General features: G+C 61.1%; 23 protein-coding genes, 1 tRNA gene and 1 pseudogene. 12 read left to right on the top strand and 13 right to left on the bottom strand.

The annotated features are described in order from the left end of the window. Positions 1 to 67: 67 nt before the first annotated feature. Both BMY06_RS39560 and BMY06_RS09985 read left to right on the top strand, forming a co-directional pair. Positions 68 to 229 (top strand): hypothetical protein, encoded by a 162-nt coding sequence (locus BMY06_RS39560; protein ID WP_167371405.1) that lies wholly within the window; start codon positions 68 to 70, stop codon positions 227 to 229. 231 nt (positions 230 to 460) lie between these two features. Continuing rightward, positions 461 to 820: a hypothetical protein gene (locus tag BMY06_RS09985; RefSeq protein ID WP_074982896.1), complete on the top strand. Its 360-nt coding sequence runs from the start codon at positions 461 to 463 to the stop codon at positions 818 to 820. A gap of 104 nt (positions 821 to 924) precedes the next feature. Here the strand turns inward: BMY06_RS09985 and BMY06_RS09990 are convergent, their stop codons facing one another. The 4 genes from BMY06_RS09990 to mnmE form a co-directional block, all read right to left on the bottom strand. Further along, on the bottom strand, positions 925 to 1,947 hold the full coding sequence (locus BMY06_RS09990; protein WP_065061806.1) for a S1C family serine protease: 1,023 nt from the start codon (positions 1,945 to 1,947) through the stop codon (positions 925 to 927). Between the two features lie 459 nt (positions 1,948 to 2,406). Continuing rightward, a complete protein-coding gene (locus tag BMY06_RS09995; protein ID WP_231957654.1) occupies positions 2,407 to 2,619 on the bottom strand; it encodes a hypothetical protein in 213 nt (70 codons plus the stop codon). A 261-nt stretch (positions 2,620 to 2,880) separates the two neighbouring features. Then, positions 2,881 to 3,081 carry a hypothetical protein gene (locus tag BMY06_RS10000; protein ID WP_065062270.1) on the bottom strand — a complete coding sequence of 67 codons (201 nt, stop codon included), beginning with the start codon at positions 3,079 to 3,081 and terminating at the stop codon, positions 2,881 to 2,883. A 187-nt stretch (positions 3,082 to 3,268) separates the two neighbouring features. Beyond that, the gene (gene mnmE / locus BMY06_RS10005) at positions 3,269 to 4,669 is read right to left on the bottom strand and encodes a tRNA uridine-5-carboxymethylaminomethyl(34) synthesis GTPase MnmE (RefSeq protein ID WP_074982898.1); all 1,401 of its coding nucleotides are present in this window, start codon (positions 4,667 to 4,669) and stop codon (positions 3,269 to 3,271) included. A gap of 365 nt (positions 4,670 to 5,034) precedes the next feature. Here mnmE and BMY06_RS10010 point away from each other — a divergent pair, with 365 nt between their 5' ends. After that, positions 5,035 to 5,460: a transcriptional regulator gene (locus BMY06_RS10010; RefSeq protein WP_065061808.1), complete on the top strand. Its 426-nt coding sequence runs from the start codon at positions 5,035 to 5,037 to the stop codon at positions 5,458 to 5,460. Between the two features lie 139 nt (positions 5,461 to 5,599). On the opposite strand, the gene yidC is transcribed toward BMY06_RS10010, so the two are convergent. The 4 genes from yidC to rpmH all read right to left on the bottom strand — a co-directional run bounded on the left by yidC (position 5,600) and on the right by rpmH (position 8,309). Beyond that, complete coding sequence (yidC, locus tag BMY06_RS10015; RefSeq protein ID WP_065061809.1) at positions 5,600 to 7,273, bottom strand: membrane protein insertase YidC; 1,674 nt, start codon at positions 7,271 to 7,273, stop codon at positions 5,600 to 5,602. A 29-nt stretch (positions 7,274 to 7,302) separates the two neighbouring features. Continuing rightward, entirely contained in the window at positions 7,303 to 7,533 is a 231-nt protein-coding gene (gene yidD / locus BMY06_RS10020; RefSeq protein ID WP_028211944.1) for a membrane protein insertion efficiency factor YidD, read from the bottom strand. A 98-nt stretch (positions 7,534 to 7,631) separates the two neighbouring features. Then, positions 7,632 to 8,099 (bottom strand): ribonuclease P protein component, encoded by a 468-nt coding sequence (gene rnpA / locus BMY06_RS10025; RefSeq protein WP_074982900.1) that lies wholly within the window; start codon positions 8,097 to 8,099, stop codon positions 7,632 to 7,634. A 75-nt stretch (positions 8,100 to 8,174) separates the two neighbouring features. Then, entirely contained in the window at positions 8,175 to 8,309 is a 135-nt protein-coding gene (gene rpmH, locus BMY06_RS10030; RefSeq protein ID WP_004198824.1) for a 50S ribosomal protein L34, read from the bottom strand. A gap of 467 nt (positions 8,310 to 8,776) precedes the next feature. On the opposite strand from rpmH, the gene dnaA reads away from it, so the two are divergent. The 3 genes from dnaA (at position 8,777) to gyrB (ending at position 14,252) form a co-directional block, all read left to right on the top strand. After that, positions 8,777 to 10,342, top strand: coding sequence for a chromosomal replication initiator protein DnaA (dnaA, locus tag BMY06_RS10035; RefSeq protein ID WP_065062272.1), 1,566 nt, complete (start codon positions 8,777 to 8,779; stop codon positions 10,340 to 10,342). A gap of 221 nt (positions 10,343 to 10,563) precedes the next feature. After that, positions 10,564 to 11,667, top strand: coding sequence for a DNA polymerase III subunit beta (gene dnaN / locus BMY06_RS10040; protein WP_065061811.1), 1,104 nt, complete (start codon positions 10,564 to 10,566; stop codon positions 11,665 to 11,667). A gap of 113 nt (positions 11,668 to 11,780) precedes the next feature. Next, positions 11,781 to 14,252, top strand: coding sequence for a DNA topoisomerase (ATP-hydrolyzing) subunit B (gene gyrB / locus BMY06_RS10045; RefSeq protein WP_074982903.1), 2,472 nt, complete (start codon positions 11,781 to 11,783; stop codon positions 14,250 to 14,252). A gap of 630 nt (positions 14,253 to 14,882) precedes the next feature. On the opposite strand, the gene BMY06_RS10050 is transcribed toward gyrB, so the two are convergent. The 3 genes from BMY06_RS10050 to adh all read right to left on the bottom strand — a co-directional run bounded on the left by BMY06_RS10050 (position 14,883) and on the right by adh (position 17,470). Further along, a complete protein-coding gene (locus tag BMY06_RS10050) occupies positions 14,883 to 15,362 on the bottom strand; it encodes an AraC family transcriptional regulator (protein WP_074982905.1) in 480 nt (159 codons plus the stop codon). Between the two features lie 104 nt (positions 15,363 to 15,466). Beyond that, a complete protein-coding gene (locus BMY06_RS10055) occupies positions 15,467 to 15,847 on the bottom strand; it encodes a DUF779 domain-containing protein (protein ID WP_074983015.1) in 381 nt (126 codons plus the stop codon). A gap of 102 nt (positions 15,848 to 15,949) precedes the next feature. Then, positions 15,950 to 17,470 (bottom strand): aldehyde dehydrogenase, encoded by a 1,521-nt coding sequence (adh, locus tag BMY06_RS10060; protein WP_074982907.1) that lies wholly within the window; start codon positions 17,468 to 17,470, stop codon positions 15,950 to 15,952. Positions 17,471 to 17,892: 422 nt separating this feature from the next. Between adh and BMY06_RS10065 the strand changes: the two genes are divergently transcribed. Beyond that, complete coding sequence (locus tag BMY06_RS10065) at positions 17,893 to 18,093, top strand: hypothetical protein (RefSeq protein WP_065061815.1); 201 nt, start codon at positions 17,893 to 17,895, stop codon at positions 18,091 to 18,093. Between the two features lie 31 nt (positions 18,094 to 18,124). Here BMY06_RS10065 and BMY06_RS10070 read toward each other — a convergent pair whose 3' ends face one another. Continuing rightward, positions 18,125 to 18,442, bottom strand: a complete 318-nt coding sequence (locus tag BMY06_RS10070; RefSeq protein WP_074982909.1) for a hypothetical protein — start codon at positions 18,440 to 18,442, stop codon at positions 18,125 to 18,127. A 241-nt stretch (positions 18,443 to 18,683) separates the two neighbouring features. Between BMY06_RS10070 and BMY06_RS10075 the strand changes: the two genes are divergently transcribed. From BMY06_RS10075 to BMY06_RS10095, 5 genes and pseudogenes are all read left to right on the top strand, one after another. Continuing rightward, complete coding sequence (locus BMY06_RS10075; protein WP_065061817.1) at positions 18,684 to 18,965, top strand: hypothetical protein; 282 nt, start codon at positions 18,684 to 18,686, stop codon at positions 18,963 to 18,965. A gap of 103 nt (positions 18,966 to 19,068) precedes the next feature. Further along, positions 19,069 to 19,200, top strand: a pseudogene (locus BMY06_RS10080) (IS3 family transposase); the annotation flags it as partial. A 354-nt stretch (positions 19,201 to 19,554) separates the two neighbouring features. Then, positions 19,555 to 20,028: an Hcp family type VI secretion system effector gene (locus BMY06_RS10085; RefSeq protein WP_074982910.1), complete on the top strand. Its 474-nt coding sequence runs from the start codon at positions 19,555 to 19,557 to the stop codon at positions 20,026 to 20,028. 196 nt (positions 20,029 to 20,224) lie between these two features. After that, positions 20,225 to 20,617 carry a lysozyme gene (locus tag BMY06_RS10090; protein WP_161495580.1) on the top strand — a complete coding sequence of 131 codons (393 nt, stop codon included), beginning with the start codon at positions 20,225 to 20,227 and terminating at the stop codon, positions 20,615 to 20,617. 19 nt (positions 20,618 to 20,636) lie between these two features. Continuing rightward, a complete protein-coding gene (locus tag BMY06_RS10095; protein WP_161495579.1) occupies positions 20,637 to 21,107 on the top strand; it encodes a lysozyme inhibitor LprI family protein in 471 nt (156 codons plus the stop codon). 241 nt (positions 21,108 to 21,348) lie between these two features. On the opposite strand, the gene BMY06_RS10100 is transcribed toward BMY06_RS10095, so the two are convergent. Further along, a tRNA-Lys gene (locus BMY06_RS10100) sits at positions 21,349 to 21,424 on the bottom strand. Positions 21,425 to 21,436 lie beyond the last annotated feature (12 nt).

The following is a 21,436-nucleotide window of genomic DNA, read 5'->3' on the forward strand; positions in this document are numbered from 1 at the left end:
CCGGCGTGCAAACTGTAGCGTTCCAGCTACAATGCAATTGCTACCGCTTGACAGCCAGGAGGTAATCGTGATCGAGCACGTAATACTGGGCGCGTTTCTGGTCATCCCCCTCGTCATTGTCGTTTTCCTCTTCTCGGACGAGATTCTCGAGGAGCACCGGCAGCGAGTCCTCGCCGGGGATCATCACATCGACTGGCGTCATCCGTTACGCAGCATTCTTCATCATTGACGAAGCACGCTGCCGTTCCGCCCGGGCCAAGGGTCCGGGCGGAACGCATCCGTCTGCTGGCGGGCGCGCCGTCTCTTGCGCGGGCTCTTGCGCAGTCTCCCGGTGAGCGCGGTCACTGATCGCGTTAATTCATCATCCGCGTAATTAGTCGTTACCCTTTGCTGCACCTGTATCCGCGTATCAGGGCCACAATCGCTTGCATGTTTTCATACAGTTCTCGAGGAGAACGACATGCGTAAGATTGCTGCTGTATTGGTGCTGGCGGGTTGCGTGGTGGCGGCAGGTCCGGCCAGCGCCCATGATCGAGGTGGCGACGTGGTAGGCGCGCTCGTGGGCGGCGCGCTGATCGGCGCCGTGGTGGGTGCGGCTGTCAGCGGTCCGGCTGTCTATCAGGCGCCGCCGGTTTATGCCGAGCCGGCTCCGGTCGTGGCCGCGCCCGTGTACGCCGAGCCCGCACCGGTTTATGCCGCAGCGCCCGCGCCGGGCGGGTGCTACGACCAGTATTCGGGCCGCTACGTGCCCTGCGGCCCGCCGCAACCGGCGCCGCCCCCGCCGCCGTATGGCGCGTATGAGCAGCAGCCGGGCTGGTAAGCACGGTTTAAGCACGGTTCTGTCGATCGAAGCGGCCGCGCTCCGGTTTCCCGGAGGCGGCCGTTAGTCTTATGGGCGCGCGCTTTTGTGCGCCGCGACCACTTTCAGGACGTCTGCTCCACGGGCGTGATCTGCAGATTCAACTTCTGCGTCAAACGGATCACCGTGAATTCGACGACGCGATCGATACGCGAGGCGTCCAGCAGCCGTTGCAGCGCGTCGATGCTGTCCACGGGCAGGCCGTCGATCGCCACGATGGTGTCGTCCGCGCGCAGACCGCCTTGCGCCGCCGGACTGCCCTTCGCGCTCTCCATCACGCGCACGCCGGTCGTCGTCGCCAGTTCGAAATAACGCTGCACCTTGCGCGCGATCGGCACATTGGTCCCGGCGATGCCGACGTAGGCGCGGCGCACGCGTCCGTGCATGAACAACTGCGTGATGACCCACTTCGCCGTATCGATCGCCGTCGAAAAACAGATCGCCTGCGCGCCCGGAATGATCGCCGTGTTCACGCCGATCACCTGGCCCGCCGAATTGACGAGCGGGCCGCCCGAGTTGCCCGGATTGAGCGCCGCGTCGGTCTGGATGACGTCGTAGATCATGCGTCCGGAGGCCGAGCGCAGCGAACGTCCGAGCGCCGACACCACGCCCGTCGTAACCGTCTGCGCGAGTCCGAGCGGACTGCCGACGGCAATCGCGATCTGTCCGACGCGCAGTTTCGCCGATTCGCCGAGCGTGGCGTGCGGCAAGGCCTCGGACGCGCCGATACGCAGCACGGCGAGGTCGGTGCTCGGGTCGTCGCCGATCAAGTCGGCGTCGTGCGTCGAACCGTCGGCGAGCGTGACGCGCAGCGCGTTCGCGCCGTGCACGACGTGGCTGTTGGTGAGCAGATAACCGTCGGGCGTGAACAGAAAGCCCGAGCCGGTGCCGCCGCGCGCGGCAGCCTGGCCGCTCGGGCGATGCTCGACGGCAATATGGGCGACGGCGTGCTGCACGCGTTCGAGCGCCCCGATGACAGTGTGCGAATAGGCGTCGAGAATCGCGTCGTCGCCGGGCGCGCGCACGTGAGCGCCGTCGGGCGAGAGATCCCGGGCCAGATCGTCGATGAAGGCAGGTCGGCTTCCCACGATCGGTGTTCTCCGATGAAAGTGGGCCCTACATGCAGGGAGGCCGGCGAGATTTCAAGATGGTTTCGTCAGCGAGGAACGCGCTGGATAAAGGGACATACCGCACGGCGGGAACGCGGAATCCGTGGATGGTTAACGATTGTCAGATCGGACTCGCGGCCATTGAAGCGGCCGGAATCAGCCGTGACAATGGTTCGGCGGCGACGTCCCCTCGGCGCCGTGTTGTCAGTAGTGGCAAGCTCTTCGCCGCGGCCCCTGCCGCGGCTTTTTTTGTCCGCGCGAATTGAAGCGTGCATTCAAAAGCCGTCGCGCACGGCGTCCGCACGATGCTGCGGAATCCTTAGAAAGAAAGAAGCCCGCGCGAAGGCGGGCTAATCCATGCTCGGGTTACATGGCGAGGTAAATCGGCGGGACGTGCCGCTTGTCCGAATGCGGCATCGACCGGGACGACCAGACCGTTCAGGCGGCAGCGTGCGCTTGCAGGCGCTCGAGTTGCGTCATGAGCGAGTCGATCGTACGAAACTGGGCGTGGGAGAGTTGTGCCGTATCGAGCAGATTCGAGAGGCGCTTATGCCAGTACTCGAATGTGAGAATGGGTATCGCGCCCTCAGTCAGCAGCGACGGCACCATAACGCGCATGATGTGCGCAATTTCCTGATCGATGAACTTCACGTTTCTGCCCCCGGAAATCGTCGAAATCTCATTAACTGGATCTCGTGTAAGCACTGTAATTCGCCACTAAGAGGTGTATAGCTATCACATCTGATAGGGCGCTGGGAGGACGTGCCCGCTCCCGACGCGAAGCCTTGTCAGGCGGGCGTTTCAGCCATCCTGCCGTTCGGTTGACAGGCGCGGATCGGGGGACATCCTGGTGTTGCGTGCACGCCGTACACGCGCATTTCGCGGGATTTTCACGCGGTTCTACGGGAGTGCTTAATGTCGCCAGCCGCGCCCGTAATAGCCGCCGAAGCCGACGCCGACATCGACCGTAGGCGCCGCGTAATAGCCCGGCGCGTAGCCGTAACCGTAAGCCGGTGCGGGCGCGTAGGCATACGGCGGCGCCACGACACAACCCGTGAGGCTGGCCAACCCGGCGGCCAGTGCAATCGCGCAAAAGAGTTTGATCGTCTTCATCGTTTTCTCCTGATGCACGTATTGTCGGCGTGCATTTCGTTTGAAAACGAAACGATGTGTGACGATGGATTACCGCGCACAGGCGGCGCGGCGTCGGCGCGCGGGACGTGTTGCGAATCCTTACGTTTATGCGGAATTCGCAATCGTGGTCGGGCGATGAAAGCGCGCAGGCGCGCTATTTCACGCCTTATTTGCCGATGCAGAACCGGCTGAAAATCACGCCGAGCAAGTCGTCGGACGTGAACTCGCCCGTAATTGAATTAAGCAATTCCTGCGCGAGCCGCAATTCTTCGGCGAACAGATCGAGCGCCTGCGCGTTTTGATCGGCGTGCGCCGCGGCGTTCGCGAGTTGCTCGCGCGCCGCACGCAGCGCGATCAGGTGACGCTCGCGCGCGAGATAGACGCTTTGCGCGTCGGCCTGCCAGCCCGCGATACGCAGCAACTCGCCACGCAGCAGCGCCACGCCGTCGTTTTGTTTCGCCGAGAGCCGGACTTCGCAGACCTGCGTGCCGTTGTTCGCATCACGCGTGGCGACTTCGGGCGCCACGCCCGTGAGATCCGTCTTGTTGAGCACGCGCACGACCGGCACGCCCGCCGGAAAGCGCGCCGCGATGATCTCGTCTTCGGGCGTCATGCCCACGCGCGCGTCGAGCAGATGCAGCACCACATCGGCGCGGTCGATCTCGTTCCACGTACGCTCGATGCCGATCTTCTCGACTTCGTCCTCGGTGTCGCGCAGCCCCGCCGTGTCGATCACATGCAGCGGAATGCCTTCGATCTGGATGGTTTGCGAAATCTTGTCGCGCGTGGTGCCCGCCACCGGCGTGACGATCGCGAGCTCCGCGCCCGCGAGCGCATTGAGCAGCGACGACTTGCCGACGTTCGGCTGCCCCGCGAGCACGACCGCGAGACCCTCGCGCAGCAGCGCGCCCTGACGCGCTTCGGCCAGCACGTGGTCGAGCTGGGCGCGAATGTGCGTGAGCTTGCCGCGCGCATCGGCGGCTTCGAGGAAATCGATTTCCTCTTCGGGGAAATCGAGCGTGGCTTCCACGAGCATGCGCAGCGTGACGACGTCGTCGACGAGCGCGTGGATGTCGCGCGAGAACGCGCCGTCGAGCGAGCGGCCCGCCGAACGCACCGCCGCCTCCGTGCTGGCTTCGATCAGGTCGGCGACGGCTTCGGCCTGCGCGAGGTCGAGCTTGTCGTTGAGGAACGCGCGACGCGTGAATTCGCCCGGCTCGGCAAGCCGCAGGCCGAACGCGCGCCCCGCCTCGATGCAGCGCTGCAAGACGAGTTGCAGCACGATCGGGCCGCCGTGCCCCTGCAGTTCGAGCACATGCTCGCCGGTGTACGAATGCGGCGCCGGGAAATATAGGGCGATGCCGCGGTCGAGCGCGGTGTGGGCGCCGTCGAGAAACGGCACGTAGCTCGCATGACGCGGCGCGAGCGCCTGGCCGGTGAGCGCCTGCATCAGCGCCTCGGCGGCCGGTGCGCCCGCGCGCCCGAACGAGACCCGCACGACGCCGATCCCGCCGCGTCCGGGCGCAGTGGCAATGGCGACGATGGGATCGGAATCGGTGGCGAGCATGGCGGGATAACGGGACGTGGACTAAGCCGCAACGGGCAGGCCGGCGCCGCGACGGACGCCGGAAAGAAAGTGCGTGGATTGTAACGCGACGCGCACACGCGCCTCGGGCCTCCCCATTCTCGAGACTTATCTCAATTTATCTCGAATTAGCTAAGATTGATCTGATAGCCAGGTTGCGACATTCGGACTATGCGACCGAAAAACCTGGCCAAAACGCCGCATTAACAGGCCGCGGCGAATCGCGCCCCAATTCGCAACCATTTTATTGCGCTACCTGCGGATTCGGGCGAAGTGTAGCTTCGTTGAGCTAGATCTAGCTCAACTGGTTGTCAACTTCGACAAAAGCCGATTGCACAATCTGGCCCATGCCAACGCCCGAAGAAAAAGCCGCTTTCGCCGACCGCCTGCAACTGGCGATGCGGCGCTCGCCCGACAAACCGCGCGGCAGCACCGACCTGGCGAACAAGTTCAACCTGCGCCACCACGGCGAGCACCCGGTCTCGCCGCAAACCGCTCACAAATGGCTGAGCGGCCGCACCATTCCCACGCACGACAAACTGCAAACGCTGGCCAACTGGCTCGACGTGGATGTGCACTGGCTGCACTACGGACCCTCGCCGCATACGCCGCCGGCGGGCGCCACGCCGAAGCCGCGCAAACCCGACGAGCGCTACCCGCTTTCCGAGGAAACGCTCGAACTCGCTTCGAAGATCGAGTCGCTGAGCCCGCATCATCGGTATTTGCTGGAAGAACTCGTGACGCAGTTCTACGGCGGCCCCGAGAAACGCTGAGCGCCCAGTATCGCCTGAGCGCGCTTTGCGGCTGCAAGCGAAGAACGCGCCGACCTTGGCCACGGACAATAAAAAAGCCGCCCGGTTTGCACCGGGCGGCTTTTTTTCTGGTGATGGCCTGAGAGACCGGAACCCGCGCTTACGCGGCTTCCTTCTTCTTGCCCTTGCCCATCATGCGCGTGATGTAGTACTGCTGCGCGATCGACAGCACGTTGTTCACGACGTAGTACAGCACGAGACCCGCCGGGAAGAAGAAGAACATGACCGAGAACGCGATCGGCATGAACATCATCATCTTGGCCTGGACGGGGTCCGGCGGCGTCGGGTTCAGCTTGGTCTGCACGAACATCGAGACGGCCATCAGCACCGGCAGGATGAAGAACGGGTCTTGCTGCGAGAGGTCGTGAATCCAGAGAATCCACGGCGCGCCGCGCATTTCCACCGACGACAGCAGCACCCAGTACAGCGAGATGAACACCGGAATCTGGATCACCACCGGCAGACAGCCGCCGAACGGATTCACCTTCTCGGTCTTGTAGAGCTCCATGAGCGCCGCGTTCATCTTCTGCGGGTCGCTCTTGAAGCGTTCGCGCAGCGCCTGCATGCGCGGCGTGATTTCCTTCATGCGCGCCATCGACTTGTAGCTCGCGGCGGACAGCGGGAAGAACACGGCCTTGATCAGCAGCGTGAGCAGCACGATCGCCCAGCCCCAGTTGCCCACGTAGCCGTGGATCTTCTCCAGCAGCCAGAACAGCGGCTTGGCGATGATCGTCACCCAGCCATAGTCCTTCACGAGCTCCAGACCCGGCGCGACGCCTTCGAGCATGCGCTCTTCTTCCGGACCCGCGAACAGGCGCGCCTGCACGTTGTCGGTCGCGCCCGGCGCGATCGTGCCGAGCGGCTGCTTCACGCCGACGCGGTAGAGGTTGTTGTCGAACTTCTCGACGTAGATGTCACGCTTGACGCCCTGCTGCGGAATCCACGCCGTGGCGAAGTAATGCTGCACCATCGCGACCCAGCCGTTGTCGGCCTGGTTCACGTAGTCCGCCTTGTTCTTGTCGATGTCGCCGAACGTGATCTTCTGGAAGTGATGCTCGTTCGAGTACACCGCCGGGCCGATGAAGGTGTGCGAGAAACGCGGCGTTTCGACCGGCTGGCTGTCGCGCACGAGCTCCATGTAGAGCGTGGGCGAGACCGGCGTGCTGCCGACGTTCTGCACCTTCGTGTCGACGCCGATCACATAGCTGCCCTTCGTGAACGTGTAGGTCTTGGTGACCTTCACGCCGCCTTTTTCGGGCGACTCGAGCGAGATCTGGAACGACGTGGCGTCGCCGCTCAGGTCGCGCGGACCCGTACCGTTGGCGACCGTGAAGACGTCGGTGTGATTCGGGAAGTCGCCACCCAGCAGACCCGTACGCGCGAGGTACGTGTGGTCGTTGGTGTGGTCGAACAGCGTGATGAACTGGTCAGGCTGCTTGCCGTCGCCTTCCTTCACGAGCGAGAGCTTCGTGAGCGTGCCGCCGCGCGTGTCGATCACGCCGTCGTAGACATCGGTGCGGAAGTGCACGAGCTGCGCGGCGGCTTCGGCGGGCTGGGCCGTGCCGGTGGGCGCCGTGCCTGCGGCCGTGGCCGGCAGATCGGAGGCGGCGTTAGCCGCGCTCGCGGGCGTCGCGCCGCTTGCGGCGTTCTGCTGCGTTTGCGTCGCGCTCGGGAAGAACATCGACTGACGTCCGTGGTCGCGCTGCCAGTTGTCGTACAGCATGACCGCTGACATGAAGAAGATGACCCATAGGACGGTGCGTTTGATATCCATGCGTTGTCTCAGTGTCGATGGAAGGCGCGTCAGCGCTTTTTCGGAGATGCAGGCGGGACCAGGTCGACGCCGCCCGCCGAAAACGGGTGGCAGCGGCAAAGCCGCCGCGCGGCGAGGTAAGTCCCGCGCGCGGCGCCATGATACTGGATTGCCTCGCGCGCGTAATCCGAACAGGAAGGGTAAAAACGGCAGCGGTTGCCGAGCAGGGGACTCACGGCAAGCTTGTAGAAGCGCAGTAAAGCGATCAGTACCGTTTGCATGGCGTGGCGACCGGACAGCGCCGCTAGGAAAGACGAACGTCGTGCCCGGCCAGCGGGCGCGGCCTGCACAGCAATCGCGACGGACCGGCGCGCGGCCCTCACGAGGCAGCGCCCGTCTCGGGCGCGGCGCGCCGCCTGGCGACTTCGCGCGCGGCCTTGTCGAGCAACATCTCGATTTCGGTGCGACAAAGTGTCTTCAGCGGCGGCGACGAAGCGCACGGCATGGCCTTTCGGTCGAATTTCGTGTGCAGGCGCAGCAGCAGGTCGAAGCCTTCGAACTGCGCGCGGCGCACGCGAAACGCCTCGCGGGCGATGCGGCGCACCAGGTTGCGCGTGACCGCGCGCGGCGCGTACTTCTTGCCGATCACGAGCCCGAGCCGCGCCTCGTTGCCGGTGGCGCGGCCGTACACGACGAAGTGCGCGGCGCGGCGCCAGGGGCGCAAACGAAAAACGGATGAGAACTCATCCGTTTTCAGTAGCCTTGCGGCTTTCGGGAAAGCGGCCTGCGTTCGCGACGTGCCGTGAGGCACCTCGTTCGCGTTGTCCGCTTCGTCCGACAGTTTCACGTCTGGCCCGCTATCGTCGATCGTGGTCGATTGTGCTGATAGCGGTGCTATCGACAAAACTGGTAAGCGGCGCGCTTAGATGGCGAGACGCTTGCGACCCTTCGCACGGCGTGCGTTGATCACTTTGCGACCACCGGCGGTCTTCATGCGCACGCGAAAGCCATGGGTACGCTTGCGACGGGTAACGGAAGGTTGGTAAGTACGTTTCATGTTGCTCTCACTTATTGAGAAATGACCGCGGCGAGCATCGCGGAAAAAAGCAATGGCCGGTGGTACAAGGGATTGGTTTTCGCGGAACCCGCTATTTAATCCGGTTTTTCGTTGGCCGTCAATAGGTTAGGGCGTCGAAGCGCGCGCAAAGTGTGCTCGAAGGCAGCAAACCGTTCCGTCCCGCATTCGTGCGGAGCCTTGTTGCGCCACGCTCATCCACAGTATGAGAGAAGATACGGCACCTTGATCCGTCCCTGTGGATAACTTCCTGGCCAGGCCTTTTCGGCGTTAGAATCTCGCCTATCCCAAGAATCCTGCTTGCCGCTCCGGCCCGCCTGCTTGCCGCAACTCCTTGCCGCGCGGGCGTCCGGAGCATTTGTTTTCGCCCCGCCAGGGCCTTGTTGCATTTGTGCGACACGCGCGGCGCGAACGCATTTGCACGCAAACAAAACGACCACAGCATCTCGATGAACGAATTCTGGCAACACTGTTCCGCACTACTGGAGCGCGAATTGACGCCCCAGCAGTACGTGACGTGGATTAAACCGTTGGCCCCGGTTGCCTTCGACGCTGCGGCGAACACGCTGCAGATAGCCGCTCCCAACCGCTTCAAGCTCGACTGGGTGAAGAGCCAGTTCTCGGGCCGGATCACCGATCTGGCGCGCGACTTCTGGCAGACGCCCGTCGACGTGCAATTCGTCCTCGACCCGAAGGCGGGCATGCGCGCGCCTGTCGCCGCTCCCGCGCCGCGCGCGCCGCTGGCCGCCGCCGAAGCGGCGCCGACCGTTCACCACGCCGCGCCGAGCCACGCGGGCGCCGCGGCCGTCGCCGCCATGAACAGCCTCGCCGCCGCGCAAACCGCGCATGCGGCCCAGGCCGCCCAGGCCGATGACGCCGCCGACCTCGACCTGCCGAGCCTCGACGCCAACGAAGCCGCCGCCGGCCGCCGCAGCTGGCGTCCGGGTCAGGGCGCGGCCGCCGCGGCCAGCGCCGAGCCGGACCCGACCTACGAGCGCTCGAAGCTCAACCCGGTGCTCACGTTCGACAATTTCGTGACCGGTAAGGCGAACCAGCTCGCACGCGCCGCAGCCATCCAGGTCGCCGACAATCCCGGCATCTCGTATAACCCGCTGTTCCTGTACGGCGGCGTGGGCCTTGGCAAGACCCACTTGATCCACGCGATCGGCAACCAGCTGCTGATCGACAAGCCGGGCGCGCGCATCCGCTACATCCACGCGGAACAATACGTGTCCGATGTGGTGAAGGCGTATCAGCGCAAGGCGTTCGACGACTTCAAGCGCTACTACCACTCGCTCGACCTGCTGCTGATCGACGATATTCAGTTCTTCTCGGGCAAGTCGCGCACGCAGGAAGAGTTCTTCTACGCGTTCGAGGCGCTGGTCGCCAACAAGGCGCAGGTGATCATCACGAGCGACACGTATCCGAAGGAAATCTCGGGTATCGACGACCGCCTGATCTCACGCTTCGACTCGGGCCTGACGGTCGCGATCGAGCCGCCCGAACTCGAAATGCGCGTGGCCATCCTGATGCGCAAGGCGCAGTCGGAAGGCGTGAGCCTGAACGAAGACGTGGCGTTTTTCGTCGCCAAGCATCTGCGCTCGAACGTGCGCGAACTCGAAGGCGCGCTGCGCAAGATCCTCGCGTACTCGAAGTTCCACGGCCGCGAAATCTCCATCGAGCTGACCAAGGAAGCGCTCAAGGATCTGCTGACGGTGCAGAACCGCCAGATCTCGGTGGAAAACATCCAGAAGACGGTGGCGGACTTCTACAGCATCAAGGTCGCCGACATGTACTCGAAGAAGCGCCCCGCGAACATCGCGCGGCCGCGCCAGATCGCGATGTACCTGGCCAAGGAGCTGACGCAGAAAAGCCTGCCGGAAATCGGCGAGCTGTTCGGCGGGCGCGATCACACCACGGTGCTGCACGCCGTGCGCAAGATTGCCGACGAGCGCACCAAGGACGCCCAGCTCAACCACGAGCTGCACGTTCTGGAGCAAACGCTCAAGGGCTGACGGGGCGGGCCCCCGAGGTTCCCCCCTGTTTATTGCGTGGATCGCCCCCAATTTAGGGAAGCGGTCCGTTTTCAGGCACAATATGGGTTTAACCGTCCGGCGCTCCGGCCGACCGGGCGGATTCCACGCCACGGCCTGTGCTGCGGGACGGTGCCGGGATCGGGCGCACGACGCCCGGCCCGGACAGGGTGCGCAGACCGTCACATCAACGAAGGAACTCTATGCAACTGGTCAAGACCGAACGCGATAACCTGCTGAGGCCGCTGCAAACGGTGAGCGGCATTGTCGAACGCCGCCACACGTTGCCGATCCTCGCCAATCTGCTGATCACCAAAACCGGTTCCGACGTTTCGTTCCTGTCGACCGACCTCGAGCTGCAGATCACCACGACCGCCGACTTCGGCGTCGGCAGCGAGCAGGTCGCGACCACGGTCGCCGCACGCAAGCTACTCGACATCCTGCGCGCGATGCCCGACGGCCAGGTCACGCTCACGCTCGCCGACAAGCGCCTGACGGTGCAATCGGGCAAGAGCCGCTTCGCCCTGCAAACGCTTGCCGCGGACGAGTTCCCCACGGTGGCGCAGGCCAAGGACTTCGGCGCGAACCTCTCGGTGCCGCAGAAGACCTTCCGCCAGTTGCTCGGCATGGTCTATTTCGCGATGGCGCAGCAGGACATCCGTTACTACCTGAACGGCATGCTGCTGGTGGTGGACGGCGACCAGCTGATGGCCGTGGCCACCGACGGCCACCGCCTCGCGTTCTCGTCGATGAAGATCGAAGGCTCGTTCGCGCGCCAGGAAGTCATCATCCCGCGCAAGACCATTCTCGAACTCCAGCGCCTGCTCGAAGACATCGACGACACGCTCAAGATCGACATCGGCTCCACGCAGGTCAAGTTCACGTTCGGCCAGGTCGAGCTCGTTTCGAAGCTCGTGGAAGGCAAGTTCCCCGACTTCCAGCGCGTGATTCCGAAGGCGCACAAGAACACCTTCCAGATCGGCCGCGAAGAACTGCAACGCTCGCTGCAACGCGCGGCGATTCTCACGTCCGACAAGTTCAAGGGCGTGCGCTGCATCATCGAGCCGGGCCAGCTCAAGATCATGTCGACCAACGCCGACCAGGAAGAGGCGCAGGAAGAGCTGGAAATCGCCTATCAGGGCGATACCATCGACATCGGGTTCAACGTCACGTATCTGCTCGACGTCCTCGCGAACCTGAAGGTCGACACGCTGGAAGTGAGCCTCGGCGACGCCAGTTCCAGCGCGCTCATCACGATTCCCGAGAACGAGGAATTCAAGTACGTGGTGATGCCGATGCGCATTTAAAAAGCGCGACAGAAGAAGAACACCAGGGGGCGCTGCGCCCCTTTGGCGTTTTATGGCTTTTCAAAAAGTCTCGAGCAGTAACGCTGGCAGTACAGCAGAACCGGAAAAATTCCATGACTGATACGAACAACTCGCAACCCGACAACAGCTACGGCGCCTCGTCGATCCAGATCCTCGAAGGTCTGGAAGCGGTGCGCAAGCGTCCCGGGATGTACATCGGCGACACGTCGGACGGCACCGGTCTGCACCACCTCGTCTTCGAAGTGCTGGACAACTCCATCGACGAAGCGCTTGCCGGCTATTGCAACGACATTCACGTCGTCATTCACGCCGACAACTCGATCTCGATCACCGACAACGGCCGCGGCATTCCCACGGACGTGAAGATGGACGACAAGCACGATCCGAAGCGCAGCGCCGCTGAAATCGTGATGACCGAGCTGCACGCGGGCGGCAAGTTCGACCAGAACAGCTACAAGGTCTCGGGCGGCCTGCACGGCGTGGGCGTCTCGTGCGTGAACGCGCTGTCGAGCTTCCTGCGCCTGACCGTGCGCCGCAACGGCAAGAAGCACTTCATGGAATTCCACCGTGGCGTGCCGCAGAACCGCATTCTCGAAGAGCGCGACGGCGTGACGGTCTCGCCCATGCAACTGCTCGGCGACACGGAAAACCGCGGCACCGAAGTGCACTTCATGGCCGATGAAACCATCTTCGGCAGCGTCGAATATCACTACGACATTCTCGCCAAGCGCATCCGCGAACTCTCGTTCCTGAACAACGGCGTGCGTATCCGCCTGACCGACCAGCGCTCGGGCAAGGAAGACGATTTCGCGTTCGCGGGCGGCGTGAAGGGCTTCGTCGAGTACATCAACAAGGCGAAGACGGTCCTGCACCCGAACATCTTCTACATCTCGAGCGAGAAGGACGGCGTGGGCGTGGAAGTCGCCATGCAGTGGAACGACAGCTACAACGAAAGCGTGCTGTGCTTCACGAACAACATCCCGCAGCGCGACGGCGGCACGCACTTGACGGGTCTGCGCGCGGCGATGACGCGCGTGATCAACAAGTACATCGCCGACAACGAAATCGCCAAGAAGGCCAAGGTCGAAACCTCGGGCGACGACATGCGCGAAGGTCTGTCGTGCGTGCTCTCCGTGAAGGTGCCGGAGCCGAAGTTCAGCTCGCAGACGAAGGACAAGCTGGTGTCGTCGGAAGTGCGCGCACCGGTGGAAGACGTCGTGGCGAAGGCGCTGGAAGACTTCCTGCAGGAAACGCCGAACGACGCGAAGACCATTTGCAGCAAGATCGTCGACGCCGCGCGTGCGCGCGACGCCGCGCGCAAGGCGCGTGAAATGACGCGACGCAAGGGCGTGCTCGACGGCGTGGGCCTGCCGGGCAAGCTCGCGGACTGCCAGGAGAAGGATCCGGCGAAGTCCGAGGTGTATATCGTCGAGGGCGACTCGGCAGGCGGCTCGGCCAAGCAAGGCCGCGACCGCAAGTTCCAGGCGATCCTGCCGCTGCGCGGCAAGGTGCTGAACGTCGAGAAGGCGCGCTACGACAAGCTGCTGTCGTCGGAGCAGATCGTCACGCTGATTACCGCGCTCGGCTGCGGTATCGGCAAGGAAGATTACAACCTCGAGAAGCTGCGTTATCACCGCATCATCATCATGACCGATGCGGACGTGGACGGCGCGCACATCCGCACGCTGCTGCTGACGTTCTTCTATCGCCAGATGCCGGAGATGATCGAGCGCGGTTACGTGTATATCGCGCAGCCGCCGCTTTACAAACTCAAGGCGGGCAAGGACGAGCGTTATCTGAAGGACGACGCCGATCTGAACGCGCATATGCTGCGTCTGGCGCTGAACGGTTCGGAACTGGTGCCGACGGAAGGCGCGACGCCGATTTCGGGCGATGCGCTGGGCGAGCTGGCGCGGTCGTATCAGTTGGCGCGCGCCGTGGTGGATCGCTTGTCGCGTCTGTATGACGTGCGGGCGCTCGAAGCCATCATGGATGGCGTCGCGATCGATCTGTCGAGCGAGGAGTCGACGGAGGCTTCGGCTCGTGCGCTTGAGGCGCATCTGCGCGACGATCCTTTGAAGCCGGAAGTGTCCGTTGTGCCGATGTATGACGCGGTGCGCGAGCAGCGTTCGCTGCGCGTGGAGCGTCGTCATCATGGCAACGTCAAGGTTTCCGTGATCGATGAGGAGTTCCAGCTGACGGCGGATTATCAGCAACTCGTGAATACCGCGAATACGTTCAAGGGGTTGATCGGCAAGAATGCGCTCATCAAGCGGGGCGAGCGCAGCATGGCCGTGACGGACTTCAAGAGCGCGATGAAGTGGCTGATCGCGGATGCTGAGCGCAATGTCTCGAAGCAGCGTTATAAGGGGCTCGGCGAGATGAACCCTGAGCAGCTCTGGGAAACGACGATGGATCCGACTGTGCGTCGTTTGTTGCGCGTGCAGATCGAGGATGCGATTGCCGCGGATGGGATTTTCACTACGTTGATGGGTGATGACGTGGAGCCGCGTCGTGCGTTTATCGAGAGCAATGCGCTGCGGGCGGGGAATATTGATGTTTGAGGGGTTTTAGTCGGGTCGCGGTTGGCGATCTGGCTGGGATTGGGAGACCCACGAGTTGAGAGACTCGTGGGTCTTTTTGTTTTTGGGATTTGATTTGATTGTGGTTTATGGGTGGGGGTGGCGCTCAGATTGCAATCGCGTTCACAATGCGAAGGTCGGGAGTTCGATCCTCCTCCGCGCAATGCGAATAACAAAGCCTCTACGCCACCCACCTCACCCCATTCCCCCAGCCCCTCAACAAAAAAGCGCCCTCAAGGCGCTTTTTCTTCGCCCAAACGAAGCTCCGCAATCTATCCACATCCCCCTCTGGATAACCCCCTTACAACCCCCGGAACATCCGGTGCATGAAACCTGAACAACTCCGCCCCTGGATAAAACAGTGGAAAAGTTGTCAGCAACTACCTGGGATTGTCCCGTTAACGCCCGCAGGGTTATGAATTTTCCACAACCTTGTTTACTCAATAGTTTTCCAGGGTTATCCACAGAATACCCAGGGACTTGTTAACTATTACTACGTTTACGTATACATAGATTGAAAAACCCTAAGAGACTGCGCATCGGAAACGAAAAAGCCGCTGGACAACCTCTCCAGCGGCCTCGAAAAAAACCGGCAAGCCCCGAAACAAGCCCTCAAGCCAGCGGAATATAAAGCTCGGTTTTCAGATCATCAGGCGCGACCTCATCCGGCGTATTCAGATACACCTCGAACGAAGGCACCGAAAAGTCCGCATTCCGCCCGAGCTGCTTCAATCCCTCGTTGTAAAGCCACATCCACGCTTGCTGTAGACCCTGATACGGCCCGCTGTGCAGCACCATCGCGTGCTCACCGCCGCGCAACTGAAACTTCTCCACCGGCGCCACAACCTGCACATCGCGATCGTGCACAAGCTGCACCGCCGCCTTCGAGCGCAGCTTCGATTCCTCGACCGAATTCGGATCGTCGTAGTAAATGCCGACGAGCCTCGAACCCGACGTCCGCACTTTCCGCTCGCCGAGCCACTGTGCGAGCGTATAAAACGCATCGCCGATCTTCATATACGGGCCGGTATGGCTCACGGCGAGCAGATCCATCGGATCGAGCTTGAGCAGCTTCACGTCGCGGTTTTGCATGATGTCGTCTCCAGGTTCGGCGCGCGCGAATGCGCGAATGCGCGGATGCCGGCCAGGATAGCATCGCCCTCGAAATCCCTCCCGCTACCTGTCTCGGCTCAAAGTCACAAACTCACCCGCGCCACCGGATGCGCCTCAAGCCACGCGTTCTCCTCATCGTCATAAAGCCGCGAGCGCGTGAGAAACCGCAACCCCGTCGGCCGCTCAAGCGAAAACATGCCGCCATTGCCCGGCACCGCATCGATGATCAACTGCGTATGCTGCCAATACTCGAATTGCGACGCGGTCATATAAAACGGCACGCCGCCAATCTCGCCGAGCTGCACATCGGCGTTGCCCACGAGAAATTCCCCGGCGGGAAAACACATCGGCGCGCTGCCGTCGCAGCAGCCGCCGGATTGATGAAACAGCAGTGAGCCGTGCTCGCGCGCGAGTTGCTCGATCAGCGCGAGCGCGGCGGGCGTGGCGGTAACGCGTTCGACCATGTCGCGGCGCTCCTCGAAAAAGACGCTCGCCGGAACGCCCCACACGGCGCCCGGCGAGCCGGTACAACACCCGCAATCGATTAGAAGAAGATCACACGCCCATCAGAAGAAACCCAGCGGCTGGTCGCTATAGCTGACGAGCAGGTTCTTCGTCTGCTGATAGTGATCGAGCATCATCTTGTGGTTCTCGCGGCCGATGCCCGACTGCTTGTAGCCGCCGAACGCCGCGTGCGCCGGATACGCGTGATAGCAGTTCGTCCACACGCGCCCGGCCTGGATCTCGCGGCCGAAGCGATATGCGCGCGTGCCGTCACGCGTCCACACGCCCGCGCCGAGGCCGTAGAGCGTGTCGTTGGCGATCTCCAGCGCTTCCTCTTCGGTCTTGAACGTGGTCACCGAAACGACCGGCCCGAAAATTTCCTCCTGGAAGATGCGCATCTTGTTGTGGCCGCGGAACACGGTCGGCTTCACGTAGTAGCCCGCGCCGAGTTCGCCGGCCAGCGCGTTGCGTTCGCCGCCAATCAGGCATTGCGCGCCTTCCTGCTTGCCGAGGTCGATGTACGAGAGGATCTTCTCCAGCTGTTCCTGCGAGGCCTGCGCGCCGATCATCGTCTTCGTGTCGAGCGGATGGCCTTGCTGGATCGCCGCCACGCGCTTGAGCGCGCGCTCCATGAAGCGGTCGTAGATCTTTTCGTCGATCAGCACGCGCGACGGGCAGGTACACACTTCGCCCTGATTGAGCGCGAACATCGCGAAGCCTTCGAGCGCCTTGTCGAAATAGCTGTCGTCGTGATCGAGCACGTCGGCGAAGAAAATGTTCGGGCTCTTGCCGCCCAGTTCCAGCGTCACGGGAATGATGTTCTGGCTCGCGTACTGCATGATCAGGCGGCCCGTCGTCGTTTCGCCGGTGAACGCGATCTTGGCGATGCGCTTGTTCGAGGCGAGCGGCTTGCCTGCTTCGAGGCCGAAGCCGTTCACGATGTTGAGCACGCCCGGCGGCAGCAGATCCTGAATGATCTCGGCGAACACGAGCATCGAGGCGGGCGTCTGCTCGGCGGGTTTGAGCACGACGCAGTTGCCGGCCGCGAGCGCGGGCGCGAGCTTCCAGGCGGCCATCAGGATCGGGAAATTCCACGGGATGATCTGGCCGACCACGCCGAGCGGTTCATGGAAGTGATAGGCGACCGTGTCGTGATCGATTTCGGAGATGCCGCCTTCCTGCGAGCGCACGCAGCTCGCGAAATAGCGGAAGTGATCGGCCGAGAGCGGAATGTCGGCGGCCAGCGTTTCGCGCAGCGGCTTGCCGTTGTCGATGGTTTCGGCCACGGCGAGCTTGTGCAGGTTCTGCTCGATGCGGTCGGCGATGCGATTGAGGATGTTGGCGCGCTCGGTCGACGAGGTCTTGCCCCAGGCGGTCTTGGCTTTGTGTGCGGCGTCGAGCGCCAGCTCGACGTCGGCTTCGCGCGAGCGCGGAATCGACGTGAACGGATGGCCGGTGATCGGCGAGATGTCGTCGAAATACTCGCCGCCCAGCGGCGCGACCCACTCGCCGCCGATGAAGTTGCCGTATTGCTTCTTGTACGGGAACTCGGTCGTCAGGAACTGCATGTCCGCGTGATTCATCTACGTGCTCCTCGTTTTGTCTGTGTCGATATGGGTGGGCGCGTCAGGCCGAGACCGCGCAACCGGTGCTCGTCAATGCCAGAAGCGTGCCAATCGCGGATCGAGAGGAGTGCGGGCGCGAGGCGAAGGGGCGTGCAGGGCCGCTGCGGCGCGCGGACGCATGCGGCCCGGTCTGTGCGGGGCGCGGAGCCTGAACGGCTTAGCGAGACAGGCGAGGGCGCCGGTGCGGCCACATTGCGCCGCCACGGCACAGCAAAGCGCAGAAGGACGCGCACGCGTTGCTCAAAAACTGAACAACGCGCGGGAAAACGAGCGAGGGTGAAGAAAACGCGAGGAAAGGATGGCGGAAAGCGCGACGAATTGCGGCGCGCGGGGCCCGCATGCTGTAGGCTTTGCAGCCGTAACAGCAAGGAGAATCTGCAATGTCTGAAACTGAATCGTTCGTCTGCCGCAATCAGTCCTGCGGCACGCCCTGGGAACAAAGCGAAGTGGTCATCAAGAACGAGGGCCAGGGTCCGTTGTTCCGTTGCCCGCTGTGCGGCGCCCGCAACTATCTGGAGCAATTCGAGGACGACGAAGGCAACGTCGTCTACGAACAGGTCGACGGCAAGCCGTTCCTGTGAGCCTGTGAGCGGACGCGCGCCTCAGAAGTCCCTAGAGAATTTCCGAGGCCAGCGAAATGCCGAAAATGATGCCGCCGACGAGACCCAGCGCGCGGCCCACGAGCAACAGGTTCAGATCTTCGTCGAGCAGGCCCGGATCGCGCCTTTCTCGCAGCAGCGTGCGATGCAGAATCGGGCGCGGGAACAGCAGGAGGGCGGAGAGGGCGGCGGGCACGGCAAGCCGTACGGCCGCGCCATAGCCCCGGTCCGACGGAAAGTCGAGCCAGACCATCAGCACGACGAGCGCGGCGGTGAGAATGCCGCCGATGACCGCGCCGGCGACGAGTTTGTCGGTTGGATGCCCGTGCATGGCAATCACCTCTGGAGTGTTTTTCGATCACTCCATGATCTGATGCAGGTCAGAAAAACCCTATCGGATCAGTCTTAAAACGCGCGCGGCACGGCGCGTCGGGCCTGAGCATCGCGCGTGCCCGTCGATGCGTTCTGGCTGGATTTTCGCCCTATCCAATCGGGTAGGCTGGCGTCGCGCCCCGGTCGTCCTACAGTTACGTCATACGATAAGAAACACTGTCGGAAACGGGGAGTTCGCCATGACATTCGTTGAACAGGAAATCGCGCATATCGCGCGCGTGATGCCGGCGTCGCTATCGAGCGACTTCGAAGAGCCGATCATGGACGCCGACTACTGGCGCAAACGGCTGCACGCCTTGCTCAAGCAAAACCATTTGTCTCACGTTCAGCTCGCTACGGTCGACACGCTGCTGCGTCAGCTCGACGGTTTCGAGTCGCTCGGCCGCTGGCTGCCCCAGCCGCCGCGCGCGGTGCGTTTTTCGATGAAAGTGAGAGACCGCAGCGCCGACGTGCTGGTTTGAGCGGCGAAAGCGCAGCGCCACCGCTGCGCAGACAAGCGCGCGCAGGAAAAACGGCGGGAGAAATGCAAAAAGCCCGGTCAGAAGACCGGGCTTTTTGCATGACATTTATCGCACGAGGGACGCGGCGCGGGCCGACGTGTTCGATTACATCGAGCGCTTCTACAACCCGCATCGCCGACATTCAACACTGGACTTCCTTAGCCCGGTTCAGTTCGAGCTACGCATGACGGGCTAATTTACCTGTCCGGGAAAGCGGGGGAAAGCCAATCCGCGTATTCCTGAGGTAAGCCGGGACGAATGGACAGACGCCATCTGTCGCCCGGTTTAAATTTTTCGAATCGCAAAGGTAGTGACATGACGCGCGCGCTCAAACGTGAGCCGCGCCATTTGTCAACTTATCCGATTCAAAATACGGGGTGATCTACATCAAATTTTGATGTATTGATTATTCGATTTTTTAAAAATTAATGAAAATCAGATTGTTCTGATTTTCACCGTTCAATATTTCAGATCACTATGGTTGTGCAATAGGGCCTGCATCAATCATGCGGTTGCGGCAACATTTTTACGTAACGAACCAGGAGGCGAAATGGCCGATATTTTTCTGAAAATAAATGGTATTTCAGGTGAGGCGAAAGATGCAGTCCATCAAGATGAGATCGAAATTTCTAGCTGGCAATGGGAAATGGCTCAGCAATCATCAATGATGTTAGGGTCTGGCGGCGGTGCAGGTAAGGCAACAATTAAGGATTTGAAATTTATTCATCAAATTGATCGCTCCAGTCCTAATCTCATGCGTTATTGTTTGACGGGTCGCCACATACCAGAAGCAATCCTGTCAGTGCGCAAGGCGGGTGGTGTGCCACTTGATTTCTTAAAAATAATTATGGGAGACGTGATAATAACCTCTGTTAAGCCGATTGTACATGATGAGAGTTACTATGAGCACGTTGCGCTTTCATTTTCTCGGGTAAAGCAAGAATATATATTGCAAAGCGATATCGGTGCAAGTGCAGGTACTGTCACCGCGAGCTTTGATATCAAGGAAAATTTGGATCGTTGACGTTTAATTACTAGACACTCAACAATGGAGGGCACATGGCGGACTTATCCACCAAATCCACTATTTCAATCTACGCAGGCAGGATAAGCAAGCCGTGGAAGGCATCGAAGGAAGGCTTGTCATTTATAAGTGTGTGGGAGTCTGGGTTGTTGAACGGTGTAAATTTTCAAGGGCATCAAGTTATTGATGGATTTATTTGAAGGCATACCGTGACAATGTTGGAATTCCTACAGTCGCGAGCGGCCATCGTATCTTGCCTGCCGATCATATAGCATTGGGGCAAACTATTTCGCTAGAACGCGCCAGAGAATTCAAGAGGCGCGATCTTGAAAGAATGGAGCAGCGTTTAAACGGAGATGTAAACGTAGAGTTATATCAATTTGAATATGATGCGCTTGTAAGCATTGTTTTCAATTGTGGCCCCAATGGCGGTGCGGATGATATTATCGACAAAGTTAACGGTGGCCGCTACGGAGAAATGTTTGATTATATATTGGAATATCGAATCGGAAAGAACAAAAAATTAAGGACGAGGCGCTATGCCGAGGCGCGTCTCTTTGCTTCGGGAGTTTATGATGCGGAGCACTAAGACGCTATGTTTTATCGCAATGTTGCTGATGCTGGGTTCGTTCACGCCATCGCGCGTAAATGCGCAATCCATATATTCGGAGCGATTTGACTATAAGCTGTATCGATCCTCGGCGGCTTATTTTCTGGGGAAGTCAACGGCGTGGATTGATGAATTATGCAAAGCGCAGCATAATGCCTCACAGGAGGATATGGATCAGTGTGCCCATCGTGAATTTGAAGATGCCGATGATAAATTAAATAAGGAATTGCGATTATTTTCTGAAAAAGCAGCGAGAAATGATAAATCTTTGAAGGCTGATAATTATCCATTGGCATGGCCCTATTTCAAAAATAGCCAAGATGCATGGGTGCAGTATCGAGACAACTACTGCTATGGCGAGACGTATGGACTGGGGCAGGCATCCATGCGTTACATCGTTTTTTGGGGATGCATGGAGCGGATAACAAAGAGCCGATTGCAGGAACTGAAAGCCCCAGATGCGGGTTAGGCATGTTTTCATAGGCCCACGCTTCGCGTGCCCTGCTGTTGTGAGGGGGGGGGCGTGCGGGAGGAGCGGCAAGATCGCTTTGAGGTGGCGAAGATTGCGATTCGCGTGGATGCACTTCGCGCACTGAATAAGCTGCGACATTGCAGGACGAATGTTGCTCGAATTTGCCTACATAGTGCCTACGTGGAACCTGGAAAGCAAAAAGCCCGGTCAGAAGACCGGGCTTTTCACATAAATTGGCTGGTGGGGCGTGAGTGACTCGAACACTCGACCTACGGATTAAGAGTCCGCTGCTCTACCAACTGAGCTAACGCCCCCAACAGAAGAAA

The organism is Paraburkholderia tropica, assembly GCF_900109265.1.
Lineage (GTDB): Bacteria > Pseudomonadota > Gammaproteobacteria > Burkholderiales > Burkholderiaceae > Paraburkholderia > Paraburkholderia tropica.